Source organism: Agrobacterium sp. BT-220-3, from assembly GCF_025910175.1.
GTDB classification, from domain to species: Bacteria; Pseudomonadota; Alphaproteobacteria; order Rhizobiales; family Rhizobiaceae; genus Agrobacterium; species Agrobacterium oryzihabitans.
Map to the genome: position 1 here is coordinate 116,861 of NZ_JAPAIX010000004.1, position 16,774 is coordinate 133,634.

Annotated in this window: 13 protein-coding genes; 6 read left to right on the top strand and 7 right to left on the bottom strand. The window is 58.5% G+C overall.

The genetic code is table 11. The annotated features are described in order from the left end of the window. Window positions 1–116: 116 nt before the first annotated feature. The 4 genes from OK142_RS13830 to OK142_RS13845 all read left to right on the top strand — a co-directional run bounded on the left by OK142_RS13830 (window position 117) and on the right by OK142_RS13845 (window position 4,669). The gene (locus OK142_RS13830) at window positions 117–1,523 is read left to right on the top strand and encodes a murein hydrolase activator EnvC family protein (protein ID WP_498683369.1); all 1,407 of its coding nucleotides are present in this window, start codon (window positions 117–119) and stop codon (window positions 1,521–1,523) included. After that, window positions 1,513–2,841: a S41 family peptidase gene (locus tag OK142_RS13835; RefSeq protein ID WP_035241275.1), complete on the top strand. Its 1,329-nt coding sequence runs from the start codon at window positions 1,513–1,515 to the stop codon at window positions 2,839–2,841. The genes OK142_RS13830 and OK142_RS13835 overlap by 11 nt, the downstream gene beginning before the upstream one ends. 61 nt (window positions 2,842–2,902) lie before the next feature. Further along, complete coding sequence (locus OK142_RS13840; protein ID WP_498683370.1) at window positions 2,903–4,099, top strand: divergent polysaccharide deacetylase family protein; 1,197 nt, start codon at window positions 2,903–2,905, stop codon at window positions 4,097–4,099. A 57-nt stretch (window positions 4,100–4,156) separates the two neighbouring features. Further along, window positions 4,157–4,669 carry an RNA pyrophosphohydrolase gene (locus tag OK142_RS13845; RefSeq protein WP_498683371.1) on the top strand — a complete coding sequence of 171 codons (513 nt, stop codon included), beginning with the start codon at window positions 4,157–4,159 and terminating at the stop codon, window positions 4,667–4,669. Window positions 4,670–4,714: 45 nt separating this feature from the next. Here the strand turns inward: OK142_RS13845 and bfr are convergent, their stop codons facing one another. The 4 genes from bfr to OK142_RS13865 form a co-directional block, all read right to left on the bottom strand. Further along, complete coding sequence (gene bfr, locus OK142_RS13850; RefSeq protein WP_035241272.1) at window positions 4,715–5,200, bottom strand: bacterioferritin; 486 nt, start codon at window positions 5,198–5,200, stop codon at window positions 4,715–4,717. Further along, window positions 5,166–5,477 (bottom strand): (2Fe-2S)-binding protein, encoded by a 312-nt coding sequence (locus OK142_RS13855; protein WP_080600126.1) that lies wholly within the window; start codon window positions 5,475–5,477, stop codon window positions 5,166–5,168. Before OK142_RS13855 ends, bfr begins: the two co-directional genes overlap by 35 nt. Before the next feature lie 266 nt (window positions 5,478–5,743). After that, window positions 5,744–6,469 (bottom strand): acetoacetyl-CoA reductase, encoded by a 726-nt coding sequence (gene phbB, locus OK142_RS13860; protein ID WP_498683373.1) that lies wholly within the window; start codon window positions 6,467–6,469, stop codon window positions 5,744–5,746. A 170-nt stretch (window positions 6,470–6,639) separates the two neighbouring features. Beyond that, window positions 6,640–7,821, bottom strand: coding sequence for an acetyl-CoA C-acetyltransferase (locus OK142_RS13865; protein ID WP_080836261.1), 1,182 nt, complete (start codon window positions 7,819–7,821; stop codon window positions 6,640–6,642). 242 nt (window positions 7,822–8,063) lie between these two features. Here OK142_RS13865 and phaR point away from each other — a divergent pair, with 242 nt between their 5' ends. Then, window positions 8,064–8,639 carry a polyhydroxyalkanoate synthesis repressor PhaR gene (gene phaR, locus OK142_RS13870; RefSeq protein ID WP_003520279.1) on the top strand — a complete coding sequence of 192 codons (576 nt, stop codon included), beginning with the start codon at window positions 8,064–8,066 and terminating at the stop codon, window positions 8,637–8,639. A 180-nt stretch (window positions 8,640–8,819) separates the two neighbouring features. On the opposite strand, the gene OK142_RS13875 is transcribed toward phaR, so the two are convergent. Together OK142_RS13875 and OK142_RS13880 are read right to left on the bottom strand one after the other, a co-directional pair. Further along, window positions 8,820–10,196, bottom strand: coding sequence for an MFS transporter (locus tag OK142_RS13875; RefSeq protein WP_498683374.1), 1,377 nt, complete (start codon window positions 10,194–10,196; stop codon window positions 8,820–8,822). Between the two features lie 110 nt (window positions 10,197–10,306). Further along, a complete protein-coding gene (locus tag OK142_RS13880; protein ID WP_498683377.1) occupies window positions 10,307–15,067 on the bottom strand; it encodes an NAD-glutamate dehydrogenase in 4,761 nt (1,586 codons plus the stop codon). Between the two features lie 541 nt (window positions 15,068–15,608). Between OK142_RS13880 and OK142_RS13885 the strand changes: the two genes are divergently transcribed. Continuing rightward, window positions 15,609–16,178: a CarD family transcriptional regulator gene (locus OK142_RS13885; RefSeq protein WP_003492641.1), complete on the top strand. Its 570-nt coding sequence runs from the start codon at window positions 15,609–15,611 to the stop codon at window positions 16,176–16,178. A gap of 62 nt (window positions 16,179–16,240) precedes the next feature. Here the strand turns inward: OK142_RS13885 and OK142_RS13890 are convergent, their stop codons facing one another. Further along, window positions 16,241–16,744 carry a L,D-transpeptidase family protein gene (locus tag OK142_RS13890; RefSeq protein ID WP_313610930.1) on the bottom strand — a complete coding sequence of 168 codons (504 nt, stop codon included), beginning with the start codon at window positions 16,742–16,744 and terminating at the stop codon, window positions 16,241–16,243. Window positions 16,745–16,774 lie beyond the last annotated feature (30 nt).

Consider the following 16,774-nt stretch of genomic DNA (forward strand, 5'->3'; position numbering starts at 1 on the left):
CTTCGCGAGACGGAAAGGCGTGGCGGCTCCGTCGCCAGCCTCTTTTGGGCCTCTTGGAAGATTGCGGCAAAATCCCTAGTATCGGCGCTCCTGCTTCGGCATCAAAGAAAGTTCAAATGGACAAGAGGTTTCAACGAAAACGGCACGCTGCCCTTGCGGGCGCGGTTTTCGCTGTCTTGTCGATCGGGACTTTTCCGGTCGATTTCGCTTTTTCGCGCGACGATGCCGGTGCCGTTCCAGTGGAGAATGGCGATTCATCACCTGAGGCGCTTCAGACGCTGGAAAAGCGTCGTGATCAGAACCGGCAGGATCTGGAGGAGCTGGTCGACAGCATCGGCCTTTCCGAAGACAAGACCCGCACTCTTCAGGAAAGCATCGCTTCGCTTAATCAGGATAGCGCCCGCATCCGGGAGGAGCTGATCGCATCGGCTGCCCGGCGCAAGGCGCTGGAAACCAAGATCAGCGATGGCGAGGATCGTCTGGCGAAGCTTTCGGTTCGCGAGGACGGCGTCAAGGCTTCCTTGCGGGAGAGACGCGGCGTGCTTGCCGAGGTTCTGGCCGCGCTGCAGCGCATGGGACGAAATCCGCCGCCTGCCCTTCTGGTCTCGCCGGAGGATGCGCTTGCTTCGGTGCGCAGCGCCATTCTTCTCGGCGCCGTTGTTCCAGGTATTCGCGGTGAAACTGACAAGCTGATTTCCGCTCTCAAAGAATTGACCGATCTCAGGCAGGCAATCGCTCGCGAAAAGGACGATCTTACGGGTATGATGACGGCAAGTCTGGAAGAGGAAAAACGCCTCGACCTGCTGCTGGCCGAAAACGACCGTAGAAATTCCCAGACGGCGGCGGCGCTGGAGGCGGAACGCAAGCGATCCGAGGAACTTGCAAGCAAGGCCACCAGCCTTGAAGGGCTGGTGAGTTCGCTCGAAGGCGAGATTACTTCGGTACGGGAAGCGATGGAAAAGGCGCGTGCGGAAGAGCAGCGTATTGCCCGTCTTTCCGAGGCGGAACGCGAAAAAGAGCGTGCCGCGGCCGAGGCGGGAATGCCCGATAAAAACCGTATTGCCCCCGCATATCCCTTCGCAAGTTTGAAGGGAAAGCTGGAGGTTCCGGTTGCGGGCGAGGTGCTTCGGCGCTTTGGCGATGCTGATGGTACGGGCCACTTTTCCAAGGGAATTGTCGTCGCGAGCGGACCGGAAGCCATCGTGACGGCGCCTGCAGACGGCTTTGTGGTGTTTGCCGGAGATTTTCGCAGTTACGGCCGAATGATCATCCTCAATACGGGTGATGGATATCATGTGGTGATGACGGGCATGGACAATGTAAGGACGCGGCAGGGAATGTTTGTGTTCTCCGGAGAGCCCATCGCCTCCATGGGTGCAAAAAGAGTAGCGAGTGCAGCAGCATTGGCGCTGGAAACCGACAGGCCAACGCTCTACATTGAGTTCAGGAAAGATGGTGTGCCGGTTGATTCCCAACCGTGGTGGACCGCAAAAAATACCGGAAGGGCGCACAATGATTCGTAAGGTTTCGCTTCTCCTTATCGGTGGGCTTATGGGCGCCACGGCGATGAGCGTGATTTATTCGGCGAGCATGCCGGCACAGGCGGCCGGGCCTTCGACCTATAAGGAGCTGTCGATATTCGGCGACGTGTTCGAGCGTGTGCGTGCACAATATGTGACGCCGCCGGATGACGAGAAGCTGGTGGAAAATGCCATCAACGGCATGCTGAGCTCGCTTGACCCGCATTCGAGCTTCATGAATGCCAAGGATGCCAATGACATGCGCACCCAGACCAAGGGTGAGTTCGGTGGTCTCGGCATTGAAGTGACCATGGAAAACGAGCTGGTCAAGGTCATCACGCCGATCGACGACACGCCGGCTTCCCGCGCGGGCATTCTCTCCGGCGACTTCATTTCCGAAATTGACGGTACGCCGGTTCGCGGCCTGAAGCTGGAGCAGGCGGTCGAAAAGATGCGCGGCGCGGTCAAGACGCCGATCAAGCTGACGATCATCCGTCAGGGCGCCGACAAGCCGCTCGAATTCACCGTCATGCGTGATGTCATTGCCGTTCGTGCGGTGAAGTCTCGCGTCGAGGGCGACAATGTCGGTTATCTGCGCGTCATCTCCTTCACCGAGAAGACCTATGACGATCTCGAAAAGGCGATCAAGAAGATCAAGGCGGATGTGCCGGCCGACAAGCTGAAGGGCTATGTGCTCGACCTGCGTCTCAACCCGGGTGGTCTGCTCGATCAGGCGATCAATGTCTCGGACGCTTTCCTTGAGCGTGGCGAAGTCGTTTCGACCCGTGGCCGCAACCCGGACGAGACCCGTCGCTTCAATGCGACGGCAGGCGATCTGACCGACGGCAAGCCGGTAATCGTGCTTGTCAACGGTGGTTCTGCTTCGGCCTCTGAAATCGTCGCCGGTGCGCTGCAGGATCTGCGACGCGCGACCGTGGTCGGCACCCGCTCCTTCGGCAAGGGTTCTGTCCAGACGATCATTCCGCTCGGCGAGGCCGGTGCGCTGCGCCTGACCACGGCGCTTTATTACACGCCGTCGGGCAAGTCGATCCAGGGTACGGGCATTACGCCTGACATCAAGGTTGAACAGCCGTTGCCGCCGGAATTGCAGGGCCGGGTGACCACCGAGGGTGAATCCAGCCTGACCGGCCACATCAAGGGACAAAGTGAAACGGACGAAGGTTCTGGTTCCTCCGCTTATGTTCCGCCGGAAGCCAAGGACGACATCCAGCTCAACTACGCGCTGGACCTGTTGCGCGGCAGCAAGACGGATCCGTCTTTCCCGCCGAACCCGGACAAGGCTGTGGTCAACAAGCAGTAAGATGGATGCGCCGGCCAGCCGGCGCATTTTCTCGATTGTCTAACCGTTTGGACGGATTTCATTGCCTTCGGACCTGCGAAAACCGCTTCTGGGTCGTCAGAAAAAAAGCGCCGGTATCAACCGGCGCTTTTCCGTCATTATGGTTCTGTCTGTGCTTGCTGTCCTTACACTCGGTGGGCTTTCCGTCTATACGGCCTTGTCTCCGGGCAATCTGCAGAAGACGGCGGCTGGTCCGGACACCCAACCCAAGCTCCCCGACAATAAGCCGGAACCGGCGGCGACCGATGCCGGACCCCGCGATACCGCTGGTCTCCAGCCGGAAAGCGGACGTTCCGGCGCCAATATCAATCGGGCGACGATGCCGGACGGCAATGTCGTGTCGGTCTATTCTCCCCGCCCCCGGGACAGCCACGGACCGGTGTTGATGAGCGGCCAGACCTATGGTCAGGATCCGCGCATGGCCACGCGGCCCAATGATGCGTTGCTGGAAGAGACCGCCTTTGGCCGGCTGCCGGTCGTCGGTGCCGATGGGTTGCGGCCGATGGAGCAGTATGCCCGGCCGTGGTCCGGCGCACGTGGCACCCGGGTGGCGATCGTGGTCGGTGGTCTCGGCCTCAGCCAGACGGGATCGCAAAAGGCGATCCGGGAATTGCCACCGGAGGTGACGCTCGGTTTCGCCGCCAGCGGCAACAGCCTGCAGCGCTGGATGCAGGAGGCGCGCCGTGAGGGTCATGAAATCCTTCTTCAGATACCGCTGGAACCCTTCGGTTATCCCGGCACCAATCCCGGCCCGGATACGCTGCTGGCAGGCGATCCTGCCAAGGTCAACATGGACCGGCTGCACCGCTCCATGGCAAAAATCACCAATTATACCGGCGTCATGAATTATCTCGGCGGGCGCTTCCTTTCCGAACAGGCGGCGCTGGAGCCGGTGATGCGCGACATCGGCAAGCGCGGGCTGCTTTTTCTGGATGACGCCTCATCGGCGCAGTCGCTGAGCGGCGGGATCGCCAAGGCCATCTCCGCGCCGCAGGGTTTTGCCGATGTGCTGCTTGACGGCGAAGTGACCGAGGCCTCCATCCTGCGCAAGCTGGATGAGCTGGAGCGGATCGCGCGCCGCAACGGTCAGGCAATCGGTGTGGCGTCGGCATTCGACGAAAGCATTGCCGCCATCTCGAAATGGTCTCGGGAAGCCGGTGGACGCGGTATCGAGATCGTCGGCGTTTCTGCGCTTGTTTCGCAGCAGGCGGGGCAGTAAACCTTCTGCGCGGCAATTTTCCGCGCCTTTTCGGCGCCCAGACAGTGCGGGTTTCCAATGACAATCAAAGCAGAAGATTTGCCTTACCGTCCCTGCGCGGGGATGATGGTTCTGAACGCCGAAGGCCTCGTCTGGGCCGGCCGGCGCATCAGTGAAGGTAACTCCGAATATGACGGGTCACCGCAATTGTGGCAGATGCCGCAAGGCGGTATCGACGACGGCGAGCGGCCTTTAACAGCTGCCATTCGCGAACTCTATGAAGAGACGGGAATGACATCGGTGACCTTGCTAGCGGAAGCCAGCGACTGGATTCACTATGATCTGCCGCCCGAGCTGATCGGCATCGGCCTCAGAGGCAAATATCGCGGGCAGGCGCAACGCTGGTTTGCGTTTCGTTTCGATGGCGACGAAAGCGAAATCCAGATCGATCCGCCGCCGACCGGGCATGCGGCTGAATTTGACGCCTGGGGCTGGAAACCGATGGAAAGCCTTCCCGAGCTGATCGTGCCGTTCAAGCGTGGGGTCTATGAGAAGGTGGTTGCGGAGTTCCAGCATCTCTCCGGCAAATAAAAAAGGCGGCCATTGGCCGCCTTTTCCTTAGTCCATTGTGAGAGCTTATTCCGCTTCGTTGGCGGAATCGGCGTTGAGTTGGCCGTATTTTTCCTGGCCGATCTTGCCGAGCAGTTCGAGCTGGGTTTCGAGGAAGTCGATATGGCCTTCCTCGTCAATCAGCAGGGTTTCGAACAGCTTCATGGAGACATAGTCTCCGGCCTCGTGACAGATATCACGCGATTTCTTGTAGGAGGTGCGGGCGTCGTATTCGCCGGCGAGATCCGCTTCCAGCACTTCCTTGACGTTCTGGCCGATGCGCAGCGGAGCCAGGGTCTGAAGGTTGGGATGGCCTTCGAGGAAAATGATACGATCGATGATCTTGTCGGCGTGCTGCATCTCTTCGATGGATTCCGCACGCTCTTTCTTCGCGAGCTTGGTGTAACCCCAATCGTTCAGAAGCCGGTAGTGAAGCCAATATTGGTTTACTGCACCGAGTTCGAGGAATAGGGCCTCGTTAAGCCGCTCGATGACTTTTTTGTCGCCTTTCAATGTCCGCTCTCCTGTTCTCTTCATGGAATCGCTTCAAGCGGGACATAAAATCAAAAACATCGGCCTCAGTCGAGTGGCGACGGGCGTGATATTCTTCCGTGGTTTTTATGATCAGGTCGACAACGGTGGGAAAACAGCCGCAGCAGCGGCCGCGCTTTTCCATGGCATGATACACTTTTGCAGGAACGATCAACTGCCAACAGTCTTCATCCAGGAGCTCGTTGATGACGTCCCGGATATCGTGATCGGTAATGTAATTGCAGCTGCAAACCAGCATGATGAACTGCCTGTATGACGCAACACGTTGTTTTCGTTCTTAAACCAAAACAGGACACCTACTGTCAAGAAAAACATCCCGCCTGATGGCCTCCAGTTTTCTAGACTCATTCTAAACTATACAAAAACTATCGTGTTTTCATTGGTTTAGCATTTTCATCATTGAGGTATTTTACATTCAAGTTTTTGTGCTTCGCAAAAACGCGAACGCTATTATCACGAAAAGTTTACTGCATTCGGTCGGTCCTGAGGCCGTGGTAATCCTTATCAGGCGAAATATTGCCCGCCATTTGCGGTCATCGTGGAGCCGGTGATGAAGCCGGCCTCGTCGGACACCAGGAAGAGGACGCAGCGTGCGATTTCCTCCGGTTCGCCCAGTCGCCCAACGGGAATCTGCGGCACAATCCGTTCGGCCAGCACTTTCTCCGGTATCGCTCTCACCATCTCCGTGCCGATATAGCCGGGGCAGATCGCGTTGACGGTGATGTTGCGGCTGGCACCTTCCTGGGCAAGCGCCTTGGTAAAGCCGATATCGCCGGCCTTGGAGGCGGAATAGTTCGCCTGGCCGGCCTGGCCCTTCTGGCCATTGATCGAGGATATATTGACGATGCGTCCGAAGCCGCGGTCGCGCATGCCCGACCAGACGGGATGTGTCATGTTGAAGACGCCGGTGAGATTGGTATCGATCACCTCGCGCCATTGCTGCGGCGACATCTTGTGAAACATGGCATCGCGGGTGATGCCGGCATTGTTGACGAGGACCTCAACGGGACCGAGGGTTTCTTCCACCTTCGCTATGCCGTTCACGCAGGCCTCGTAGTCGCGCACATCCCACTGAAATGCGGGAATCCCGGTTTCCCTCTGGAATGCTTCCGCCCTGTCTGTCGTGAAGGCGTAGTTGACGGCCACCCGGTAGCCGGCAGCTTTCAAGGCGCGGGCGATAGCGGCGCCGATGCCGCTCGTCCCGCCGGAAATCAACGCAACCCGGCTCATATAGGCCTCCATGACCTGTCATTGAAGCGCCTGCATATGTGCGAGGATGCTTCATCCTGCTGAAATTCGTGTCGTGCTCAACGGCCATAGAAATGCGGCCAATGGGAGGCTGCTTCTACCCTATTGTTCGCTGAACCGGAATTGCTTTCTGGAAAGCGGCGTTGCGGCTTTCACAGCGCTTCGATGCACATGGCGACACCCATGCCGCCGCCGATGCAGAGCGTTGCAAGACCCTTGGACACGTTGCGACGGCGCATTTCGTAGATCAACGTGTTGAGGACGCGCGCGCCGGAAGCGCCGATCGGATGGCCGATGGCAATTGCGCCGCCGTTGACGTTGACGATAGCGGGATCGAGGCCGAGTTCGCGCACCACCGCACAGGATTGGGCGGCGAAGGCCTCGTTGGCTTCGACCAGGCCAATATCGCCAATCGACCAGCCGGCCTTGGCCAGAGCCTTGCGAGAGGCGGGGATGGGACCGGTTCCCATGATTTGCGGATCGACGCCGGCCGTCGCCCAGGACGCGATACGCGCCAGCGGCTTGATGCCGCGCCTTGCCGCTTCCTGCTCCGACATCAGGAGCGTGGCGGCTGCGCCATCGTTGAGGCCGGAGGCGTTGCCTGCCGTTACCGTGCCTTCCTTGTCGAAGGCCGGGCGCAGTTTTGCCATTGTTTCGAGAGAGGCGCCAGCGCGGATATGTTCATCCGCATCGATGACGATATCGGCCTTGCGGCCTTTAACCGTGAAGGCCACGATCTCGTCGGCGAAACGGCCGGAGTTCTGTGCGGCTTCGGCCTTGTTTTGCGATGCAACGGCGAACTGGTCCTGTTCATCACGGGAAAGCTGCCACTGGCGGGCGATGTTCTCGGCAGTTATCCCCATGTGGTAACCGTAAAAGGCGTCGGTCAGGCCGTCTTTCAGCATGGTATCGATCATCTTGAAATCGCCCATCTTCACACCGCCGCGCAAATGGGCGCAGTGGGGCGCCATGGACATGGATTCCTGTCCGCCTGCAATAACGATGGCCGCGTCGCCCGTCACGATCTGCTGCATGCCGAGTGCGACGGCGCGCAGGCCGGAGCCGCAGAGCTGATTGACGCCGAAAGCAGTTGCTTCCTGCGGAATGCCGGCCTTCATGGCGGCCTGTCGCGCCGGATTCTGCCCTTCGCCTGCGGTGAGTACCTGACCGAGGATGACTTCATCGATTTCACTCGCCGCAACACCGGCCCGTTCCAGCACGGCCTCGATGACCGTTGCCCCAAGCTCGTGGGCGGGCGTATTGGCGAAGTGGCCATTGAAAGAGCCGACAGCGGTGCGGGCAGCGCTGGCAATCACGATTGAAGGCAATGTCATCTGTTTCTCCTCACATGCGGGCGGAGACTGGCAAAGCTTTCAATACAAGTCAAATGCCGAAAGTTGCTTTAAAAGATGTTGCTAAATCAAGCTGGAATCTTGCGAAAAATTGCTGCGCAAAAAACAAACTGTTGCGATGCACAAAACATTTGTCAGAGGGCTCGTTTTGCGCATACACTTTGCGGTGGGAAGAGCAATAACACCAAAAAACAAAAAAATACCATCATCGCGAGGAGGCGGGCATGGCGAAACACGACGGCGAAACAATCATTAAAAAATATGCCAACCGGCGGCTCTACAATACCGGCACTAGCACTTATGTGACGCTTGACGACCTGGCGCAGATGGTCAAGCGTGGTGAGGACTTCAAGGTTCAGGACGCCAAGTCCTCCGAAGACATTACCCACGCGGTGCTGACGCAGATCATCGTCGAACAGGAAGCCAAAACCGGCAATACGCTGTTGCCGACGGCATTTCTGCGGCAGCTGATCTCCTATTACGGCGACCAGATGCAGATGGTCGTGCCGACATTTCTCGAACATTCAATGAAGACCTTCTCCGATCAGCAGAGCCAGATGCAGGAGCATATGGCCAAGGCCTTCGGCGATGGTTCGCTCGCCCGCAATTTTCAGGCGCCATTGCAGATGATGGAAGAGCAGATCCGCCGCAACACGGAACTCTTCCGGCAGGCGATGCAGGGCTTCACACCTTTCGCAATGCCGCAGGCACCCAAGGAAACCCGCAAGCCGAATGCCTCCGAGATTGATGAGCTGAAGGCGCAGCTGCGCGCATTGCAGCAAAAACTCGACCAGCTGTGATGAAGGCCGTGGAATTCAGAAGCGGTGCGCTTCGCTTGCCTATATCCGCGATGCAGCTTCCAGCTTGTTGACCAAGGTGTTCAGGCCTCTCCGCCGTCATCCTCGGGTCTAGCCCGAGGATGACGTCGAATATGCGGAGCGATTTATCATCACTCGCGCGTCTTATAAGTTTCAGGTTCTTCAGTTTGCGGCCCGTTCCGGCACACGCAGCAACAGCAGAAATCCAGCTCCCAGGAACAGGATGAGCGTGGCCATGCCGATATGGGCAGAGCCGCTTATATAGGTTGCTATGGAAAACGAGAGTGTCGCCATGAAGCTCGTGGCGCGGCCGGAAAGCGCATAGATGCCGAAATAACGGCCTGCTTCCGCCACGGTGATATTGCGGGCGAGATAAGAGCGCGACGAGGCCTGGACGGGGCCGAAGGCGAGGCCGATCAATACGCCATAAAGCAGATAGGCTTTTTCCGCGCCGGTGGCGAAGATGCCGCCATTATCCGCCGTTGATAATTGTACCCAGCCGAACAGGGTCGAGCCCTTTTCCGTGGAGACAATGCCGAGCGTGGCAAGCAGCAGGAGCACCAGACTGATGAGAATGGTGATGCGCGAACCGAGTTTCTGATCGACGCGTCCGGCCGCAAAGCAGCCTGCGATGGCGACGACATTGAGGAGAATGCCGAAGAGGCCGATTTCCATCGTCGCCCAACCGAACATGCCGGCCGCAAAGGCGCCACCCAGAATGAGCACACCATTGACGCCGTCCTGATAAAGCATGCGCGCGATCAAGAATCGCAACAGCACGGGGCGGTAGCGCAATTCGCGCAGGGTTATCTTGAGTTCCCCCAGTCCCGAGCGGATCGCGGCTCCGAAAGGCAGGCCCTTTTCGGCATCCGGGGTCAGCAGAAACATCGGCAGAATGAAGATGAGATACCAGAGTGCCGCGAATGGACCGGTTATTCTGGCGTCCTCGCCGGTTGCCGGATCGAGACCGAAAAGCGGTTTGATGCCGGCAATCGTCAGTCCGGTTTGCGGGTTGGCGGCGAGAAGCGTCACCACGGCGATCAACACCACCATGCCGCCGAGATAACCGAGCCCCCAGGCGAGATTGGAAATGCGCCCGACATTCTGCGGATTGGTCAGTCGCGGCATCATGGAATCGTTGAAGACGATAGAAAATTCCGCCGCGATGGAGGCGAGGATCATGCAGATGATCGGCAGGATGAGCGGTGAGCCCGGTGCTGCGAACCAAAGTAAAAAGAGACTTACGATCTTGATGACCGCAAAAAAGGCGATCCACGGCTTTCTCGCGCCGGACTGGTCAGCGATGGAGCCGAGGATGGGGGAGAACAGGGCGATGATGATCGACGACACCGTCGCCATGTTGCTCCATGTCGCCTGCGCCGAAATCGGATCATCGGTGAGGCGGGCGACGAAATAGGGACCGAAAACGAAGGTCGTGACGACCGTAAAGAAGGGCTGCGCCGCCCAGTCGAACATGACCCAGCCCCAGATGCCGCGTTTCGCAACCACTGTTTCCGCATTCGGGGTGGGGACAGTCATTCATCGTCCTATCGGATATCAGGGGGAGGATAGAAGGTGGGATGCCGGCGCATCGTGCCATCTATCGCCATCCGGGCCAATAACCCGGATGGCGTTTTTCGGATGGTCGATCAGCGCGCCTGAACGATATCGCCAAGCAGCCCTGCCGCCACTGTCAGGCGGGCGAGGTTGGTATCGCCGCTTTCGCTGAGCGCGCCGAGTTCGGAAACGATGCGGTTGACGCGCACGCGGTCTGCTGCATACCAGGCCTGAACCGGATCCTTCTCCTTCGCATGCTCTGTAAGAGCCGAAATGACGATCCGTCGTCTCGACAAGGCAATCTGGTCCTGGCTGCGCAGGAGAGCCAGGCTCTCATAGTGATCGACCGGCGTGATGCGCTGGCTGGCATCCAGCAGACGTGCGACACGGAAGGTCGACGAGACGGTGGCATAGCTTTCGGCGGCTCGGGCAAGCGTTGTGCCTGCACTTTCGGCAATGCGCATGATTTCCGGCACATAAACCAGCAGGGAAAGCGTATCCAGCTCCTCCAGAAGGCCGGAGGGAACACCGTCGATTTCCGTGACACCAAGTTCGCGACGATATTTCGCCGCTGCCGGCGACAGCGTCTTGATGGCGGTTTTCAGGCGCTCGATTTCGGTCGCCATGTCACTCGTTCCCGCACCCGCGCTTCCGGTTTGCAGGTAAAGGCGGCTCGCATCCGAGAAGATGCGGGTGATCGTGGCATAAAGACCGTTCTGGACTTCACCGCCCACCTTGCCGTCAAGTGCGTCGACCTCGCCCCACAGGCGTTTGAGGCCGAAGCCATCCTCGACGATCACCGCCGCCTTGACGACATCGGCCGCCAGGAGGCCGCTTGCGTCAGCGAGTTTCTGCACGAAACCCGGACCTCCGCGGTTCACCACGGCATTGGCGAGTGCAGTCGCGACGATTTCACGATGCAGGCGATGCGCCTTGATATCGTCGGCATAGTTCTTCTGCATCTTGGCCGGGAAATAATCGACCAGAAGATGCTGGAGATAGGGCTCGTCGGGAAGCGGGCTTGCCACCAGTGCATCGAACAGGGTCAGCTTGGCATAGGAAAGAAGTACGCCGATTTCCGGCCGGGTCAGCGGCTTTCCGGTGGCGTATCTTTCGCTGAGTTCGGCATTGTTCGGCAGGGTTTCAACCTTGCGGTTCAGTTGCCCGGTTGCCTCGAGCGCGCTCATGAGGCGGCCGAGCTCTTCGCGGTTTGCGAGCCCAAGCCGTTCCGTGAGCGATATCGCCAGCGATTGCAGATAGTTGTTGCGCAGCACCAGCTGCGCCACTTCCGGTGTCATGGAAGCGAGAAGCTGGTTGCGCTTCGGCATCGTCAGGCGACCGCTATTGACGGCGGAGGCAAGCGCGATCTTGATGTTGACCTCGACGTCGGAGGAGTTCACGCCGGCCGAGTTGTCGATGGCGTCGGAATTGCAACGTCCACCCGCCAGCGCATAAGCGATGCGGCCCTTCTGGGTGATGCCCAGATTGGCGCCTTCGCCGATGACCTTGGCGCGCAACTCCGTGGCGTTGACGCGGATGGGGTCGTTCGCCCTGTCACCCACCTCGGCATTGGTTTCCACCGCCGCCTTGATGTAGGTGCCGATGCCGCCGAACCACAGAAGATCGGTCGGCGCCTTTAAAATGGCGGTCATGATCTCGAAGGGCGTGGCGACGGATTTGTCGATGCCGATGGCAGCGACGGCTTCCGGTGTCAGCGTCACCGATTTTTCGGAACGCGAGATGATCATCGCGCCACCGGAAAGCGTCGAGCGGTCGTAATCCTGCCAGCTGGAACGCGGCAGTTCGAAAAGCCGCTTGCGCTCGGCAAAGGATTTGTCGGTATCAGGATCCGGATCGATGAAGATGTCGCGGTGATCGAAGGCGGCAATCAGCCTGATCTTTTCCGACAGCAGCATGCCGTTGCCGAAAACGTCGCCGGACATGTCGCCCACACCCGCCACCGTGAAGGGCGTGGTCTGGATGTCGGTATTCATTTCGCGGAAATGACGTTTTACCGTTTCCCACGCACCGCGGGCGGTGATGCCCATCTTCTTGTGGTCGTAACCGGCGGAACCGCCCGATGCGAAGGCATCGTCCAGCCAGAAGCCGGCGTCGTGGGCAAGGCCGTTTGCCGTATCGGAGAATGTTGCCGTTCCCTTGTCGGCAGCGACGACGAAATAGGGGTCGTCACCATCCAGCCGCAACGTATCGGCCGGCGGCACGATGGCGTCATCGACGATATTGTCGGTGATGGAAAGCAGGGTCCGGATATAGGTCTTGTAGGCTTCGCGTCCGGCATTGAAGACTTCGTCGCGGGAGCCGCCAACAGGCAGGTTCTTCGGGAAGAAGCCGCCCTTGGCGCCGACCGGTACGATCACCGCGTTCTTGACCTGCTGCGCCTTAACGAGACCGAGCACTTCCGTGCGGTAATCCTGGCCGCGATCCGACCAGCGAAGACCGCCGCGCGCAACCTTGCCGAAGCGCAGGTGCACGCCTTCGACCTCGGTTCCATAAACGAAGATTTCGCGGAAGGGACGCGGATCGGGCAGGCCATCCAGATGTTTGGGATCGAACTTGAACGCCAACAGGTCACGCGGCGTGCCGTCGGGATTTTTCTGGAAGTAGTTGGTGCGAAGCGTCGCGTCGATGGCGTTGACGTAGCGCCTGAGCGTGCGGTCCTCATCGAGATTGGGCACGCCGCTCAATGCAGATTCGATGGCCTTGTGTATTTCAGCGAGTTTCTTCAGCCGCTTCTTCTCTTCGATGGCCGGATCGAAGCCTGCCTTGAACAGCGCGAAAATGTTCCGGGAAATGGCCGGATATTTGAAGAGCGTTTCGGAAATATGCTCCTGCGAATAGACAATGCCGGTCTGGCGCAGATAGCGGGCATAGGCGCGCAGCACGGACACTTCACGCACGGTGAGGCCGCAGGCGAGGATCAGGCGGTTGAAGTTGTCATTATCGACCTTGCCGGAGAAGGCGGCAAGAAAAGCCTCTTCCAGTTTCTGCCCGTAATGCGGCAGATCGAGCGTCGTGCCCTTGGCGACGGATAGCTCCATGTCATGCAGCACGATATCGCGCTTTTCGCCATCCGAAACGACGCCGATGTCGAAGGTGCGCTCGCTGATGACGTTGAAGCCGAGATTTTCGAGCAGGGGCACGCGGCGCGAGAGCGGCAGGTGCCCGTCGCGATGGAATATCTTCAGCGAAAGTGTCTCGGCCGACTGGCCTTCCTGCTGGTAGAATTCAATGCGGACAGGCTCGCCTTTGACGGCGGCCAGAATATCCGTCATGTCGCCGATGGCCTCTTCCGGCGTGAAGGCTTCCTGATAGGCCTGATCCACCTCCAGCACGGGCGCACCCGGTTCGGAAAGCGCGATGAAGTGGTCTATCCAGCGCGCCGCTATATCGCTGACGGCATCTTCCAGCCTGTCCTGCGCAATGCGCGGTGTCTTGCCTTCCGTGCGGCCGACGATGAAGTGAACGCGGGCGACCGCGCCTTCGGGGAAGGCGGGATAATAGGCGGAAATATGCCCATCATAGACCTTGCTCAGATAGTCGCCGATCTTCTCGCGCACATAGGAATTGTATTCCTCGCGCGGCACGAAAATGATGGCGGAAACGAAGCGGTCGAAACGGTCGATACGGGCGAGGACGCGGACGCGCGGACGGTCGCTCAGTTCCATGATCTGCTCGATGAAGCGGATCAGCAGATCCGTCTCGATCTGGAAGAGATCGTCACGGGGATAGGCTTCCAGCGTGTTCTGCAGGATGCGGCCGGAGTGGCTGTTCGGATCAAAACCGAAATGCCGCTCGACATCCGCGACCTTGGCGCGCAGCAGCGGTATCTGCTTGACCGAACGCGTATAGGCGGTGGCGGTGAACAGGCCGACGATACGCAATTCACCGATGACATTGCCGTCCTCGTCGAAGCGCTTGATGCCGATATAGTCCATGTAAGCGCGGCGATGCACGATGGACTTCACATTCGCCTTGGTGACGATGAGGAAATCCGGGCCATCGAGGAAGGCAAGGATTTCAGGGGTCGTCGTCACTGCGTTCTTGCCAAGGCGCAGGACGCGCACATCCGGATCGCTCAAGCTGCCGAGGCCGACGCCGTCACCGCGTTCGATCTTCGCGTTCTTTCCCTTGCCGGAATAGGTGTAGTCGCGCATGCCGAGGAAGGTGAAATTGTCGTTGCGAAGCCAGTTGAGAAACTCGACGGCTTCCGCACGCTCGGTCTTGCGCCGCGAGGAGCCGCGCTTCGACAGTTCGTCGAGCGCCTCGTCAAGCTTCGCCAGCATCGGCCGCCAGTCGCGGTAGGCGGACTGGACCTGCGTCAGCACGAAGCGCAACCTGTCTTCCAGCGCTGTTGCCGCCTGCGTCGCCAAGGGCGCGATGTGCAACTGGATGAGACTGATATTTTCGGAGGGCTCGTCATCGGGCTCTGCAAGGCGATAACCCGCCTGCGCCTTTTCGTCGCGCACCAGAATGGGGTGAACCGCAAGATAAAGGCTGCGATAGCTGCTTGTGACCTCCCCCATGACGGAATCGTAGAGGAAGGGCATGTTGCGGCCGATAATGGTCAGCACCGTTACCGGAATTTCCCGGGGGGTGACGCCTTCGACCTGGGCAATGCTGATGAGGGGCGCATCTCCGGTCCAGCGCGAAAGCGCCTCGAAACTGTGGGCAGCGCTGGCGGCCAGCATTTCTGCGGAATAATATTCTATGTCGTCCGCGCTTGCTCTTCCATAAAGAATACCCGGATCAAGAAATGGCGCATTTTCGGCAATTGCTTGCTGGCGTGCTTTTTCGATCTGTTTTTCGCGTTTTGGATTATTTCTGTAGCCCATTTGACGTGGATTCCTCCAAAAATCACACTTTAATGTAAAAAAGCACCGACAATTTGCGGATTTTGCCTTTTCATTCGAATCGGATACTGGCGTGTAATTACGAAGAGTTTAAGAGGCTTTCGTGTTTCTTCAGTCGGGATATGAAATTTTTTTGCTCTTTGTGCCGTGAAGGCCTGTCACGAAGCATTTGACAGTATTTCGGCAGACAATTTATAGGTGGTTCTTTGGCCGCCATGTGATGTTGCGGCCACGGTCGAAGCAAATTATTGATTTGTGCCTATTTTTGTGGTACACCAACGACACTGATCCACAGCGTGGCATTTGTGTGCCCAAAAACACCACGAAAGCAACACCTCTTTTGCACGCGGTTTCCGTGACATATCGAGCGTTTACGTTATCGAAGCCCGCAACGCGGGAAGGTGTGTTTTTGCGTGCACGGCTGGACCAGTGCGGAGTCACCTGACGGTTCCCCCGTCTCATCAGGGCCTGACCGACCCAACCCCGGCACCTCCGGGTATGTAACAGGGAGTTTTTAGAACGAATGACGACCCAGCAGAAGAAATCTCCAGCACATCACGGTTTCAAGACCGGTGAAGCGATTGTGTATCCCGCTCATGGTGTCGGTACCATTTCTGCCATCGAGGAACAAGAAGTCGCCGGCATGAAGCTTGAGCTTTTTGTCATCGATTTCGAAAAAGACAAGATGCGTCTTAAAGTTCCCGTCGCAAAAGCCGTGAGCATCGGCATGCGCAAGCTTTCCGAAGGCGATTTTGTCGAGCGGGCGCTGAAAGTGGTGCAGGGCAAGGCGCGTGTGAAGCGTACCATGTGGTCGCGCCGCGCCCAGGAATATGATGCGAAAATCAATTCCGGCGATCTTATCGCGATTGCGGAAGTTGTGCGCGATCTTTACCGTGCGGAAAATCAGCCGGAGCAGTCCTATTCCGAGCGTCAGCTTTATGAGGCTGCTCTCGATCGCATGGCGCGTGAAATTGCCGCCGTCAACAAGATGTCTGAAACCGAGGCTGTTCGCCTGGTGGAAGTCAACCTTGCCAAGGGTCCAAAGCGCGGCAAGGCCGTCGAAGAGGACGATTCTCAGGAAGAAGCCGCGTAATCACCGGCTTTCTCCTTTTTTAAAAAAACCCGCCAAGAATGGCGGGTTTTTTTGTGCCTGATCTACAGGATGCGAATTTTCGTACCCTTGCGCATATGGGGCAGAATACGTTTCATGTCGCGGGGGTGGAGAGCGACGCAGCCGGCGGTCGGCTCGTATCCCGGGCGGATCATGTGCATGAAGATTGCCGAACCGCGGTTCCGACTTCTCGATGTGATGTTCCAATCGAGCACCAGGCAGACGTCATAAAGGCCGTCCTTTCGCATCATCTCCTCGTGGCTCTGGGTGAAAGGTCCCTTGACCAGCCTGTTGTAATTGGCGCTGCGGGGTTCGTCGCACCACAGCATGGATTGCCGCGTCCGTTGCATCGGCAATGCCGTGGGGATAGCGGGGTTACGGTCGCCCCGATAAAATCCGTGCAGCAGGCGGGTGAGGGAAATGGGTGACTTTCCGTCTCCCTCGCGTTTCAGCACGGTGCGGCCATTGCGCCCGATCGCTGCGGGAAAGGTGAGATGCCCGAGCTGGACGATGGCCCGGCTTATTTTCAAGGGCGCCGGCCGAACCATGAGCGTCGATGCGCGTTTATGTTGCTTTAC

What these genes read in the sequence shown, in the direction of transcription:
- OK142_RS13865 (WP_080836261.1), bottom strand. Translation starts at nt 7,821, where the DNA reads ATGACATTGCCTTCAATCGTGATTGCCAGCGCTGCCCGCACCGCTGTC.
- OK142_RS13875 (WP_498683374.1), bottom strand. Translation starts at nt 10,196, where the DNA reads ATGACTGTCCCCACCCCGAATGCGGAAACAGTGGTTGCGAAACGCGGC.
- OK142_RS13830 (WP_498683369.1), top strand. Translation starts at nt 117, where the DNA reads ATGGACAAGAGGTTTCAACGAAAACGGCACGCTGCCCTTGCGGGCGCG.
- OK142_RS13845 (WP_498683371.1), top strand. Translation starts at nt 4,157, where the DNA reads ATGACAATCAAAGCAGAAGATTTGCCTTACCGTCCCTGCGCGGGGATG.
- OK142_RS13880 (WP_498683377.1), bottom strand. Translation starts at nt 15,067, where the DNA reads ATGGGCTACAGAAATAATCCAAAACGCGAAAAACAGATCGAAAAAGCA.
- OK142_RS13855 (WP_080600126.1), bottom strand. Translation starts at nt 5,477, where the DNA reads ATGCTGGTTTGCAGCTGCAATTACATTACCGATCACGATATCCGGGAC.
- phbB (WP_498683373.1), bottom strand. Translation starts at nt 6,469, where the DNA reads ATGAGCCGGGTTGCGTTGATTTCCGGCGGGACGAGCGGCATCGGCGCC.
- OK142_RS13835 (WP_035241275.1), top strand. Translation starts at nt 1,513, where the DNA reads ATGATTCGTAAGGTTTCGCTTCTCCTTATCGGTGGGCTTATGGGCGCC.
- OK142_RS13890 (WP_313610930.1), bottom strand. Translation starts at nt 16,744, where the DNA reads ATGGTTCGGCCGGCGCCCTTGAAAATAAGCCGGGCCATCGTCCAGCTC.
- phaR (WP_003520279.1), top strand. Translation starts at nt 8,064, where the DNA reads ATGGCGAAACACGACGGCGAAACAATCATTAAAAAATATGCCAACCGG.
- OK142_RS13885 (WP_003492641.1), top strand. Translation starts at nt 15,609, where the DNA reads ATGACGACCCAGCAGAAGAAATCTCCAGCACATCACGGTTTCAAGACC.